The sequence below is a fragment of the Chryseobacterium taiwanense genome (genome assembly GCF_000813825.1).
Classification (GTDB): domain Bacteria; phylum Bacteroidota; class Bacteroidia; order Flavobacteriales; family Weeksellaceae; genus Chryseobacterium; species Chryseobacterium taiwanense.
Window position 1 is genome coordinate 15,697 of the sequence record NZ_JWTA01000018.1, and the last position, 12,246, is coordinate 27,942.

Annotated in this window: 14 protein-coding genes and 1 other RNA gene; 1 reads left to right on the forward strand and 14 read right to left on the reverse strand. The window is 33.1% G+C overall.

The window, feature by feature from the left end:
* Positions 1–94: 94 nt before the first annotated feature.
* The 10 genes from kdsB to RM51_RS16805 all read right to left on the reverse strand — a co-directional run bounded on the left by kdsB (position 95) and on the right by RM51_RS16805 (position 8,532).
* On the reverse strand, positions 95–817 hold the full coding sequence (gene kdsB / locus RM51_RS16760) for a 3-deoxy-manno-octulosonate cytidylyltransferase (RefSeq protein ID WP_039372302.1): 723 nt from the start codon (positions 815–817) through the stop codon (positions 95–97).
* A 44-nt stretch (positions 818–861) separates the two neighbouring features.
* Positions 862–1,458, reverse strand: coding sequence for a hypothetical protein (locus tag RM51_RS16765; RefSeq protein WP_039372305.1), 597 nt, complete (start codon positions 1,456–1,458; stop codon positions 862–864).
* Positions 1,459–1,539: 81 nt separating this feature from the next.
* Complete coding sequence (locus RM51_RS16770; protein WP_039372307.1) at positions 1,540–2,793, reverse strand: pyridoxal phosphate-dependent aminotransferase; 1,254 nt, start codon at positions 2,791–2,793, stop codon at positions 1,540–1,542.
* 54 nt (positions 2,794–2,847) lie between these two features.
* Positions 2,848–3,204 (reverse strand): four helix bundle protein, encoded by a 357-nt coding sequence (locus tag RM51_RS16775; RefSeq protein WP_039372309.1) that lies wholly within the window; start codon positions 3,202–3,204, stop codon positions 2,848–2,850.
* A 31-nt stretch (positions 3,205–3,235) separates the two neighbouring features.
* Positions 3,236–4,951, reverse strand: coding sequence for a phospho-sugar mutase (locus tag RM51_RS16780; protein ID WP_039372312.1), 1,716 nt, complete (start codon positions 4,949–4,951; stop codon positions 3,236–3,238).
* Positions 4,952–5,108: 157 nt separating this feature from the next.
* Entirely contained in the window at positions 5,109–5,810 is a 702-nt protein-coding gene (locus tag RM51_RS16785) for a GIN domain-containing protein (protein ID WP_039372491.1), read from the reverse strand.
* A 6-nt stretch (positions 5,811–5,816) separates the two neighbouring features.
* The gene (locus RM51_RS16790) at positions 5,817–6,548 is read right to left on the reverse strand and encodes a DUF3667 domain-containing protein (protein ID WP_039372314.1); all 732 of its coding nucleotides are present in this window, start codon (positions 6,546–6,548) and stop codon (positions 5,817–5,819) included.
* A 22-nt stretch (positions 6,549–6,570) separates the two neighbouring features.
* Positions 6,571–6,948, reverse strand: coding sequence for a hypothetical protein (locus tag RM51_RS16795; protein WP_131667093.1), 378 nt, complete (start codon positions 6,946–6,948; stop codon positions 6,571–6,573).
* A gap of 16 nt (positions 6,949–6,964) precedes the next feature.
* Positions 6,965–7,915 carry a glycosyltransferase family 2 protein gene (locus RM51_RS16800; protein WP_039372318.1) on the reverse strand — a complete coding sequence of 317 codons (951 nt, stop codon included), beginning with the start codon at positions 7,913–7,915 and terminating at the stop codon, positions 6,965–6,967.
* A gap of 20 nt (positions 7,916–7,935) precedes the next feature.
* Positions 7,936–8,532 carry a DUF4199 domain-containing protein gene (locus RM51_RS16805; RefSeq protein WP_039372320.1) on the reverse strand — a complete coding sequence of 199 codons (597 nt, stop codon included), beginning with the start codon at positions 8,530–8,532 and terminating at the stop codon, positions 7,936–7,938.
* 131 nt (positions 8,533–8,663) lie between these two features.
* Here RM51_RS16805 and ffs point away from each other — a divergent pair.
* An RNA gene (ffs, locus tag RM51_RS19320) (signal recognition particle sRNA small type) lies at positions 8,664–8,761 on the forward strand.
* A gap of 105 nt (positions 8,762–8,866) precedes the next feature.
* On the opposite strand, the gene RM51_RS16815 is transcribed toward ffs, so the two are convergent.
* The 4 genes from RM51_RS16815 to RM51_RS16830 all read right to left on the reverse strand — a co-directional run bounded on the left by RM51_RS16815 (position 8,867) and on the right by RM51_RS16830 (position 11,994).
* The gene (locus RM51_RS16815; protein ID WP_039372324.1) at positions 8,867–9,553 is read right to left on the reverse strand and encodes a metal-dependent hydrolase; all 687 of its coding nucleotides are present in this window, start codon (positions 9,551–9,553) and stop codon (positions 8,867–8,869) included.
* A gap of 128 nt (positions 9,554–9,681) precedes the next feature.
* Complete coding sequence (locus RM51_RS16820) at positions 9,682–10,128, reverse strand: SRPBCC family protein (RefSeq protein WP_039372326.1); 447 nt, start codon at positions 10,126–10,128, stop codon at positions 9,682–9,684.
* A gap of 12 nt (positions 10,129–10,140) precedes the next feature.
* On the reverse strand, positions 10,141–11,070 hold the full coding sequence (menA, locus tag RM51_RS16825) for a 1,4-dihydroxy-2-naphthoate octaprenyltransferase (protein WP_039372328.1): 930 nt from the start codon (positions 11,068–11,070) through the stop codon (positions 10,141–10,143).
* A gap of 87 nt (positions 11,071–11,157) precedes the next feature.
* On the reverse strand, positions 11,158–11,994 hold the full coding sequence (locus tag RM51_RS16830; protein ID WP_039372493.1) for a 1,4-dihydroxy-2-naphthoyl-CoA synthase: 837 nt from the start codon (positions 11,992–11,994) through the stop codon (positions 11,158–11,160).
* Positions 11,995–12,246: the final 252 nt, after the last annotated feature.

Sequence of the window (12,246 nt, forward strand, 5' to 3'; positions counted from 1 at the left end):
ATATAAGGCTTTTTTAATTTGAAATTTTGAAAATGAAGCAATTTGAAAATCCAACTCTAACACTACATTTTCAAATTATCTAATTAAAAAATTTTCAAATTAACTTTCTTGCTTTCTCCAAATCTTCCGGTGTATCAATACCGACTCCGATAAAATTAGTTTCTATCAGCTTGATTTTCATTCCATATTCAAGATAACGGATGCACTCTATTTTTTCAGAGATTTCTAGCGGTTTCATTTCCAATTTTGAAAATTGAATCAAAGCATGTTTTCTGAAAGCATAGACACCAATATGTTTAAAATAATCTACATGATAAGAAATTTCTCGATGAAAAGGAATTACAGAACGACTGAAGTACAACGCAAAACCGTTATTATCGGTAATTACTTTTACATTATTTGGGTTTTCAATTTCCTCTTTTTCAGTCAGTTTTATTTTTAATGAAGCTAAAGAGATTTCCTGATTATCATCATTGTTGAAAACTTCAATCAATTGTTGCAAAGGCTCTAATTTAAGGAAAGGTTCATCTCCCTGAACATTGATCACAATATCACAGTCAATATTTTGTACAGCTTCTGCAATTCGGTCACTTCCCGTTTCATGTTGACCAGTCATAACCGCTTTTCCTCCATTTTGTACAATTTCATCAAAAATAATTTCTGAATCTGTTGCTACAAAAACTTCATCAAATAGACCAGTTTCCACCACATTCTGATAGGTTGTCGTAATAACGGTTTTTTCACCCAACATCTGCATGAGTTTTGCTGGAAAACGGCTTGCTTCGTAACGTGCAGGAATAACTGCGATTATCTTCATTTTAGTTAGTTATGAATTATAAGTTATTAATTATAAGTTTCTTTTTAGTTTAAATAATTTACCAAAAAGATAATTCCATAAATCCATGAGATGTATAGAAATGAATATATAAATCCGAAAGTAAGACTTCTCAATAGTTGTCCTTTACAATGTCTCGAATTTTTAAATACCAAACGTAAAGCTCGGAAAAAAATCCAATATAACATCGCAGCAAATAATAAAATTACCGCCCAAAAGAAAACACCGAGAAAGTATAATAGAAAAACAAGAACAATTGAAACGAATATCCAAAGAATGATAGCAAGTATAATTTCTCCACATCCACCTGCACCACTAAAATCAGGAACACTTGTACCAAAATTGTCAATTTCAGGGGTATTTTTCGAATATTTTTTTAATTTTTCTTTGCTTACAATACTTCCAATATTATCCTTCAACTTCACTCCATAATACAATCCTAAGCTGACGAAAAGGAAAAGAGAAACGGCTAAAATAGAAGTTGACAGAATAGAGTTTTGAAATAAGGATCTATGTGATCCTGTTCCTGAAAGCCAAACACTCAGAATCACCAAAACAATAATTCCTATTGTTGAATATGTCAACAATTTTGTTTCAAGAAAGTATTTTTTGGGGAATTTCATTTTTTGTGAATGGTGGATTTATATTTTAAAAATGCTTCGCAAATATTCATTCACGAAGCATTTATTATTGTAATTAAAAGATTACTTTAAAGCATTCAAAGCATTCTCTAATTTCGGCATCATTACAGCAATTTCGTCCGTTGCCAAACCTCCTACAGAAGCTCTGAACCAAGGCTCAGATTTCTCTTCTCCGAAAGCAGAGAAAGGAACCAAAGCCACTCCAGCTTCATTGATTAAATAGAATACCAAATCAGAAGAATTTTCGATAACTGTTCCATCTGGTTTAGTTTTTCCGATATAATCTAATTTGATTGTCAGATAAAGTGCTCCCATCGGCTCGATACTGTCAACCGCTAGACCTTTTCCTTTTAAATCCTGAATTCCACCGTGAAGAACCTTTAAGCTTGCTTCTAATTTCCCTTTGAAATCTTCAACGAAAGCGTTTACTTCTTCCGGATTTTCAAAATACTTTGCAGTAGCTTCTTGTTCCGGTTTTGGTGCCCAAGCTCCAACGTGTGTTAAAAGAGCTTTCATTTTATCCAAAATATGAGCAGGACCGAATCCCCATCCTACACGAACACCTGTTGCAGCAAGACATTTTGAGATACCATCGATATAAATTGTATATTCTCTCATTTCAGGGAAAAGAGAAACAGGATCTACATGTTCTGCACCAAAAGTAAGGTTAGAATAGATTTGGTCATACATTAAGTATAACGGCTTTTCATCTTCACCCCTTTTTTTGTTTTCTTCCAAAATTAGCTCACAGATCTCAGAAAGCTGCTCTTTTGTGAACATTGTTCCTGTTGGGTTCAATGGAGAACAAAGTGCTACTAAAACCGCTCCTGATAAATGAGGTCTTAAATCATCTGCAGTCGGAAGGAAATTGTTTTCAGGAGTCGTCTTCACTTCTACAGCATCTGCTGAAGTAAGGTAAGCATAGTGATTATTATTCCAAGATGGTGTAGGATACACTACTTTATCTCCTTCGTCAACGATTGTTTTATACACAGCATAGATCAATGGTCTTGAACCTGCAGTAATCAAAATATCGTTTGGTGAATAATCAAGGTTCCATCTTGTTTTTAAGTCTTTAGAAACTTCTTTTCTTAAAGATAAAAGTCCGTTTGCAGGCGGATAATTTGTCAGATTATTCTGATAAGCTTTCTGAATTTCCTCCTTCAATTTTGCAGGAATCGGATAAATATTAGAATTTAAATCACCAATCGTAAGATTCGCAATCTCCGCTCCTTTCGCCTTTAAATCATTTACTTCATTACCAATTTTTACAATTTCAGAACCAATCAGGTTCGCCGCTAATTTTGAAACTTTCACTTTATTTTAAATTTAGAATTATAGTATTATTTGTTATAAGTTATTAATGATGAGTTATGAGTTTTTATTTTTCGTTGTTATAATTATGCTTCTTATCATTTTTAAAATTTCCACAGCCGGATTTTTTAAATTATCAAATTCTTCTTTTGAAATATAATCTGTTGCAAACAAAAGTTCAAGCCAATAAATTGTTTCGTCACATTCTTTTTGGGAAATAGAAAGTTTATGAATAAAATCCATTCTACTCTGAGCATTTAAAGCTTCTCTAACATTTGCTCCGACAGAAGTTCCAGATCGTAAAACCTGCTTCGAAAGGATAAATTCTTTTTTCTCTGGACTGAATTTTTTATAAAAATTTACAATTTCTATAGCAAATTCAAAACTTTTCTTCCCAATAATGCTGTCACTCATAATTCATAACTCAAAACTTATAACTCATTATTTATGTTAGTTGTAAATCTTCTTTTACCTGGTTTATTTTCTCTTCTAAAGATTTTAATTTTTCTCTGAAATCCGCTTCAGAAGTCACAGAATCTTTTACAGAAACATAAAATTTGATCTTTGGTTCTGTTCCTGAAGGTCTTACACAAACTTTCGTTCCGTCCTGAGTGTAATAAATCAATACATTCGATTTTGGAATGTCATCCATTACTTTTTTCTCATTTGTAGAAACAATGAAATTTGTTTGTTCTTTGAAGTCTTTTACTTCTTCAACCAATGAACCTGCAATTTCTTTAGGTGGATTTTCACGGAAATTCTTCATCATATTCTGAATTTCTTCTGCTCCGTCTCTTCCTTTTCTTACCAAGTTGATCAAACCTTCGTAATACATTCCCAATTCCTGATAGATTTCGATCATGTATTGGTACATTGTTCTTCCGTTAGCTTTACACCAAGCTGCAATTTCGCAAGCTAAAAGGATACTTCCGCAAGAATCTTTATCACGAACGAAATCTCCGGTCATAAATCCGAAACTTTCTTCTCCTCCGCAAATGAATTTTTCTTTTCCTTCGAAATCACGGATCATTTTTCCGATCCACTTGAATCCAGTCAATCCAACTTTGCAGTCAACACCGAATTTTTGAGCTATGTCAAAGAAAATATCTGAAGTTACGATTGTAGAACCAATAAATTCTTTCCCCGTAATTTTTCCTTGTTTTTTCCATTCGTTCAGAATGTAATACGTAAGGATTGTATTGGTCTGGTTTCCATTTAACAATTCAATTTCACCATCCAAATTTCTAACGGCAATACCTAATCTGTCACCATCGGGATCTGTTCCGATAACAATATCCGCGTTTGTAATTTTAGCAAGATCCATTGCCATTTCCAATGCAGCAGGTTCTTCAGGGTTTGGAGAAGCCACTGTTGGGAAATTTCCGCTAGGAATCATTTGTTCTCTAACTAAGTCTACTTTTTTGAAACCCGCTTTTTCCAATGCTTTTGGCACAGTTGTATAGGTTGTTCCGTGGATGGATGTGAAAACAATATTTAAATTTCCTTTTCCAACATTCTGATAAGTAGAGTTTTCAATACAAGCATCGATATAAACATCATCCTGCTCTTCACCTACCCATTCGATCAAATCATCATTTCCGTTGAATTTAATTTCTTCAAATTTTACAGAATATACCTCATTAATGATTGCTTCATCATGTGGCGGAACGATTTGCGCTCCGTCATTCCAATATACTTTATAACCGTTGTATTCTGGCGGATTGTGAGAAGCTGTCAACACAATTCCTCCATTACATTTTTTATCTCGTACTGTAAAAGACAATTCCGGAGTCGGTCTGTGATTTTTGAAAAGCAATACTTTAATTCCGTTTGCCGTCAAAACATCTGCTACCAATTTTCCAAATTCTTTTGAATTATGTCTTACATCATAAGCAATTGCAACTTTGATTTCTTCTCCTTCAAACTGCTTTAACATATAATTCGCAAGTCCCTGTGTAGCTTGACCTAACGTATATTTATTTAAACGATTGGTTCCTACCCCCATAACTCCTCTCATCCCTCCTGTTCCGAACTCCAATTCTCTGTAAAACGAATCTTCCAAATCGGGAGAATTGCTATCTATTAAAGATTGAACAGCATCTCTTGTTTCCTTATCGAAGGTATCGGTTAACCAAAGTTTAGCCTTTTCTAAAGTTGTCATATTTGTATTTTATAATTTGTAAAGTTCCAGTCTTAATTTATTTATTTGTTTTGTCATTTCAAGAAACGTAAAATCTGTTTTTATATTTTAAAAGAGATTTTCATTTCACTTTGTTTCATTCAGAATGACAAATTGCTGTATAATTGTTCAGCCTTAATTAATCTAATTTTTTATTTTCCACTTTCGTGTCTTTATCTATTTTAAATGCACGAATCGGATCATTATAATATAGAAGTTTTGCAGTATTCTGAATGTGACCTTTTAATGAATCTTTTACATTGACTTCTGCATAATTCCCATTTTTAGAATCAATTTTCAGGTTTTCTATTTTCCAATAAGGAGCAATCAAACTTGCTGTATCAGAAATTTTTATAACTGCATTTCTGGTTTGTCCCAAGAAATTAGCTCTACTTCTGTTCAACATCTCAACTTCTGCTCTTCTTGTATTGACAGAACCCATAAATGTAGCGTAATTTTTTAAATTTAATCTAAAATTATCGGTCTTTATTTCGCTAGAAATATTCATTTCTACGGAATCAGAAATGGCAACTTTTTCCAGATTATATTTTGAATAAATGGTCACATTATAAAAATCCACTCCTTTTGTCCCTCTTTTTTCTTTGATGGAAAGTGTTTTATCTTTTACATCAATATCAAGATTATCAGCAACATTCGGATAAGTTTCTACTTCAACAAAATTTTTAGCTCCCCTTGCATAAAAAACTCTGAACTTTCCTTCTAAATCCAGATTTACAAATTCTGATACATCCACATCTTTTCTTTCAATATTTCCTTTTGGAGAAACTTTTCCACAAGAAACCACAGCAACCAAAGCGAATGTGTACAATATTTTTTTCATATTCATTTAAAATATTTCATATAATATCAAACTTATTACAGAACTTTCTACTACCATCAAAACATAAAGAACCGATACTCGCCACAGTAATCCTGGTTTTGAGTATGAATTTTTAAAAGCAGTCCAATAAGTAATTGCCGGAAAAAGAATAGAAAGACCGAATACGATTTTATCAATGATATTGAAGATTGTTTCAACAGGTTTCCATAAACCAATTAAACTTACCATATCACTCAGCAAAAATAAGATTAAAATTCCTAAAAGACTTATAGTTCCTATGATAAAATGTTCAGCAATATTCAATTTTATTCTTTTGAACAAAAAATAGCCGTTTGCTCCTAACATCGGGATCAATACGAACAATATGACTTTAGAATATTTTGAGAAAAAATCTTTCACATATATCACATCATCCGTAAGCGTTTCTGCAGGAGCAAATTTTTCGTAATAATGGTAGCTCAGCACATTAAAACCAAAAAGAATCAGTAACAACGAAATAAAATTGTTGTATCTGATTCTTTTTCCTGAAATATAATTCATCGCCGTCGTTCCGGGGCTGAACAAAATATTTTTTAACGTATAGAAAAATTTGGCTTCAACATGCCAAATTGATCCGAGAATATCATTTTTGATGAGTGAATGTATCGTTATTCTTGCTGTGTCGGCTTTCTGTCCGCAATGAGCACAAAACTCATCGGAGATTGAATGACCGCAGTTCAAACAACTTTTTTTATTCATTCTTCAAATTAATGCATCCTGTTTAATTTTTAATTTTCCTATAAAACCAAGTCGTAGGTTTTTCTGATCGTGATGATAATAACAAATACTTTTTATCTAAATAAGAAATATTCATTACAACAGTATCTTTATCAGCAGTATATTTTAATTTTAATAGGTTGTCTCTTTTTTGATAACCGCCTTTCAAATCCATTGATGTAAAAGTTTGATTATCATTAAAAACCAAAGTTCCAATTCCTTTTTGAGAATTATTATCTTTAGCTTTTAAAGTATCGATAGTATTGATTACAACACCTTTATAAACTTCGATAAATTCCCATGATCCCACCACATTTTTTGACCTACATGAAGATAAAAATAAAATGGTAATTACAATTAATGATAATTTAAAAAATTTCATTTTAAACATCAATTAATTAAATTACTTCATCAATATTATAATTTTTATGCTCTCTGTTCGTTCTGATAATCATTTCCCCTAAAAATCCTGCTACGAAAAGCAACGTTCCCATAATCATCATGGTTAAAGCAATAAAAAACCATGGATTATTCGTAATTAAATGTCCGTAAATTCCTCTGGCAACATCAATTAATTTTGAAATTCCCAGCCAAAGCGCTGAAAGGAAACCAACAATAAACATTAACGTTCCTACTGCTCCGAAGAAATGCATTGGTCTTCCTCCAAAACGACTTACAAACCAAAGGGTTACTAAATCTAGAAAACCTCTGATAAATCTTTCCGTTCCGAATTTTGAAGTTCCGTATGGTCTTGCCTGATGTTGAACTTCTTTTTCCGTAATTCTTCTGAATCCTGCATTGGCAGCCAAAACCGGAATGTAACGGTGCATATCTCCGTATACATCAATAGTTTTTACCACCTGTTTTTTATATGCTTTTAGTCCACAATTGAAATCATGAAGATAAACTCCTGAAACTTTTCTCGCCGCTGCATTGAATAGTTTTGACGGAACATTTTTCGTCATTACATTGTCAAAACGCTTCTTTTTCCAACCTGAAACAATGTCATAATTTTCATGAATAACCATTGAATACAATTCCGGGATTTCTTCTGGAAAATCCTGTAAATCAGCATCCATTGTAATAATTACGTCTCCATTCGTTCTTTCGAACGCAGCATGTAATGCCTGTGATTTTCCGTAATTTTTGGAGAATTTTATGGCGTGAACCTGAGGATGTTGAACCTTCAGATTTTCAATAATGTTCCAAGATAAGTCTGTACTTCCGTCATCTACAAACCAAATTTCATAGGATAAATTGTTTGATTGGCAAACATGATCAATCCTAGAAAAAAGCTCTTCCAAAGAAGCTTCTTCGTTCAGTAACGGAATAACTATAGATAAATTCATTTAATTTTTAAATAAAATAATTATTGATTTTGGATTTCGGTATAAACAGTTTTTGTTCTGAAAAACGCCCCGAAAAACACTGACAAAACTACGTAAAATATCAGAATCGCTGCAAAATATCCTGAAAAATGACTTGCCGTAAGCATATCTTTCCCTTTCACAGTCTCCGGATTGAATCTCTGAAGACCTTCTTTGTACTTCTGCTCCAACTCATCAATATCTTTTTGATGTTTTAAAATCTTTTTTGCAGAGGTATATTCTGCATCAAGTTCTGATTTTTGTCTTGTGACATATTGATAATTCAGAAGTTTTTTAGCATCTGTATCTACAAAGTTTAAAAATGCATAAATACTGAATACTGAAAGAATCCCCCCAATAAACATTGGAACAAATGCTCTTTTGAATGCATCTTTGAAACTCACTTCTTTGTGGGAATTCCAATACGATTTTACAGACCAAAAAGCAGTAATTGCATATAAAACAGGCAAAACGAAAGCATTAGCTTTCAATGAAATATCAAAATAATTGATTCCTGAGAAAAAATAATACACTACAAAAAAAACAACCATTGTAGCGATAAAAAGTATAATTCCTAATGTTGATGGACTTTTCGTCATATCTAAATTTTTTAAAAAAAGTTGAAAAATTATTGTTCTAAATTTCAATTATTTAGCTCTATCATTAGAGTTTTCAACTATTTTTTCTTTAATAATGTTTTGAAGTTTATAAAATATTCCTACCTTTGCAACGGCAAGTCCTAAACAACCAGCTCCTGAGAATCCTCCAGGGTGGGAACGCAGCAAAGGTAATTGGTCGTAGCGGTGTGATTTAGGTAGCTTGCCATTTTTTTTTGGTTTAAGTTGAAGAGAGGTAATTTGAAGATTATCTTTTTTTATGTCTAAACTTTTCAACATTTCTATTTTAATTTTCAAATTATCTTTTCTCATTTATTTAAAATTCGAACTCCTCTCCTAATTTTGGTAAAACAAGTTCTACATTTCTGTCAGCAAAATGCCTCAATGCACTTTCATGATTAATTTCAATCGCAGGGAAAGTATCAAAGTGACATCCGATAACTTTTGGAGTTTTTAATAATTCTGCCGCTGCAAAAGCTGCTTTTCTCGGGCACATTGTATAATGACTGCCAATTGGAAGGATAGAAAGGTCTAAATTCCCATATAATCTTGGAAATAGCTCCATATCTGCCATTACTCCTGTATCACCAGCTAAATAAACGTTTTTACCTTCAGGAAGTCTGAAAATATATCCTACAGGAACACCTCCGTAGCTTCCATCCGGAAAAGAACTCGTATGGTGAGCCGGAACCATAGAAATTTTAAGATCGTCGATTTTTGCCGATCCTCCTAAGTTCACATCATCTGTATTTTTTGCCGACTTGAAATATCCACAGATTTCCGGAACAGCAATAAGCGTTGCTTCAGGATGAAACTGTAATACTTCTTCTACATCAGCGATATGATCACCATGAGCATGAGTCAATAAAATATAATCGATTTTCTGAGCTGAAATATCAAATCCCGATTCTGCTTTTTTGTAGTTGTAGAATGGATCGCTCAAAATTGTTTTGTCTTTGTAAGTGAACAAAAAACAGTTTTGTCCTAAGTATTGTATTTTCATAATTTTATTATTTTAAACTTATACTAAGATGCTTCGACAAGCTCAGCATGACAGCGCTAATACCAACTGTTGTAAATCTATCTATTAATTGTTCACAATGTCATGCTGAGCGGAGTCGAAGCATCTTTTTATTTAGATGGAAATTTATCTTCAATTAATCTCAAATTGATTCCGTGTTCAAGATAAGCTTTACAACCATCAAGAACCGTTGTGAAACCTCCCGTATTGTCATTAATTATTTTTAGCAACTCTTCTCCTTCCTGAGAAAACCCATAACTTTTAATAACAACCAGAGTTCCTTTTTCCATTTCTTTGAATTCGTAGTCTACATTCGTTGAAGGTTCTCCCCAGATTATTTTTATCAATTGATTTTTAACAAGTTGATTGACAACAACATTCGTTTTTACGCCATACATTTCCCATTCCCATGTTACCATTTTTCCTTCTTCTAATTTCCCAGTTGATTTTGTAAACCAAAATTGAGTTGTTACTTCCGGATTGATAAATGCTTCGAAAACTTCTTCAGTTGGTTTTCTGATCAGCATCTGAGCTTCAACGTAGACCTTTGGATTCATGATTTTATTTTTTTAATGGAATAAATTAAGTCCTAAAGCTGTAAGAACAGCAATCATAAAAGTCATAATTCCAACTTGCTTTAAAAACGGATCAAGTTCCCTTGGATTTTTCACCGCCATAATTTGTCTTCTCAGTTTCATCAACGGCAGCATTAAAATCATTACAATGAAAACATAATAATTTTGCGTTTGGAAGAATCCGTTTACTGCCAAAAACATTAAAATCAAGATCAATGGTAATTGCAACAGGATCATTTCATAGATCATTGCATTTTTGAATCCGATTCTCAATGCAAAGCTGTTTTTACCCGATAGCTTATCGCTTTCAATATCTCTCATGTTATTCAGATTCAAAACAGCCATACTCATCAATCCGATTGCTGTTCCCGGTAATAACATATCCCAACTGAACGTCTTTGTAAACAAGAAATAACTTCCGCATACAGAAACCAATCCGAAAAAGATGAACACAAAAATATCACCCAATCCCATATATCCATAAGGTTTTTTACCCACTGTATAACCAATCGCAGCTAAAATACTTGCTACTCCCAGACCAATGAAAATATAAAATTCCTTCATATAATTCGGAATGAAGGCAACGTATAAAAGCGCAACAGTTACCACAAAAGATAATACGGAGAAAAGAATTACGGCATTTTTCATTTGTTTTGCTGTAATTTTTCCAGAGGCTACTGCTCTTGCTTCTGCTTCTGAAACTCTTTTAGCATCTGTTCCTTTTACACCATCTCCATAATCATTCGCATAATTAGATAGCACCTGATACAATAAAGTAACCACCAATGCTAGTGCAAAGATTTTCCAGTCCCAAGTTCCTCCTTCACCATAAAGCCTCCATTTTGCAATGAAAGCTCCCATTATAATCCCGCTCAGTGAAAGCGGCAATGTTCTAAGCCTTGCGGCTTTTATCCAATCAGTCATATAGTATAATTGATAAACGATAATTTATAAACGATAATTTATAAACAATATCATCAAGCATCATTTATAAATTATCAATTATTTTTTTTAAGATATCCATTGATCTTTTCCGAAATCCGGCTTTCTTTTTTCCAAGAATGCATTTCTACCTTCTTTTGCTTCTTCCGTCATATAAGCCAAACGAGTTGCTTCACCTGCAAAAACCTGTTGACCAACCATTCCATCATCGGTAAGGTTCATCGCAAATTTCAGCATTCTGATAGAAGTTGGAGATTTTGCTAAAATTTCCTGAGCCCATTCGTAAGCTGTATCTTCTAGTTCGTCGTGAGGAATTACTGCATTTACCATTCCCATTTCGAAAGCTTCCTGAGCTGAATAATTTCTCCCTAAAAAGAAAATTTCACGAGCTTTTTTCTGTCCAACCATTTTTGCTAAATAGGCTGAACCATAACCTCCATCAAAACTTGTAACATCCGCATCTGTTTGTTTGAAAATAGCATGTTCCTTACTTGCTAATGTTAAATCGCAAACCACATGAAGAGAGTGTCCTCCACCAACTGCCCATCCCGGAACTACTGCAATCACAGCTTTTGGCATGAAACGGATCAAACGCTGAACTTCCAAAATATTCAAACGGTGTCTTCCATCTTCTCCTACATATCCTTGATGTCCTCTCGCTTTTTGGTCTCCTCCACTACAGAAAGCCCAACCTCCGTCTTTTGGACTTGGTCCTTCTCCTGAAAGCAATACAACACCAATTGAAGGATCTTCTGAAGCGTCATAAAAAGCATCGTATAATTCTGAAGTAGTTTTAGGTCTGAAAGCGTTGCGAATTTCCGGTCTATTGAAAGCAATTCTCGCTACACCATTACATTTTTTGTAAGTAATATCATCGTATTCTTTGACGGTTTTCCACTCGATCATTTTTGTAAAAATTTTTCTCAAAGATACGGAATTACAGAGAATTTTAACCTTGATTTTTGATGATAAATCTAGGAAATTTGTAAGGTTTTTAAACCTTTTCATTCTTTTATTTTCTCCTACAGATTTCTCAGATTTACACGAATAATTGTAATGATTATACTAAATTTTACGGTACTTATCACTCAGGAAGTAACAAATTAAATTGAAGAATCCACTTAATTATCTCTCTCTTATAATAATTGAAAGCCAATA

Bases quoted from the DNA above. Each gene is read 5' to 3' on its own strand.
- RM51_RS16815 (WP_039372324.1), bottom strand. From the start codon at position 9,553: ATGAAAATACAATACTTAGGACAAAACTGTTTTTTGTTCACTTACAAA.
- RM51_RS16800 (WP_039372318.1), bottom strand. From the start codon at position 7,915: ATGAATTTATCTATAGTTATTCCGTTACTGAACGAAGAAGCTTCTTTG.
- RM51_RS16795 (WP_131667093.1), bottom strand. From the start codon at position 6,948: ATGAAATTTTTTAAATTATCATTAATTGTAATTACCATTTTATTTTTA.
- RM51_RS16765 (WP_039372305.1), bottom strand. From the start codon at position 1,458: ATGAAATTCCCCAAAAAATACTTTCTTGAAACAAAATTGTTGACATAT.
- RM51_RS16790 (WP_039372314.1), bottom strand. From the start codon at position 6,548: ATGAATAAAAAAAGTTGTTTGAACTGCGGTCATTCAATCTCCGATGAG.
- menA (WP_039372328.1), bottom strand. From the start codon at position 11,070: ATGACTGATTGGATAAAAGCCGCAAGGCTTAGAACATTGCCGCTTTCA.
- RM51_RS16785 (WP_039372491.1), bottom strand. From the start codon at position 5,810: ATGAAAAAAATATTGTACACATTCGCTTTGGTTGCTGTGGTTTCTTGT.
- RM51_RS16780 (WP_039372312.1), bottom strand. From the start codon at position 4,951: ATGACAACTTTAGAAAAGGCTAAACTTTGGTTAACCGATACCTTCGAT.
- RM51_RS16830 (WP_039372493.1), bottom strand. From the start codon at position 11,994: ATGATCGAGTGGAAAACCGTCAAAGAATACGATGATATTACTTACAAA.
- kdsB (WP_039372302.1), bottom strand. From the start codon at position 817: ATGAAGATAATCGCAGTTATTCCTGCACGTTACGAAGCAAGCCGTTTT.
- RM51_RS16820 (WP_039372326.1), bottom strand. From the start codon at position 10,128: ATGAATCCAAAGGTCTACGTTGAAGCTCAGATGCTGATCAGAAAACCA.
- RM51_RS16805 (WP_039372320.1), bottom strand. From the start codon at position 8,532: ATGACGAAAAGTCCATCAACATTAGGAATTATACTTTTTATCGCTACA.
- RM51_RS16775 (WP_039372309.1), bottom strand. From the start codon at position 3,204: ATGAGTGACAGCATTATTGGGAAGAAAAGTTTTGAATTTGCTATAGAA.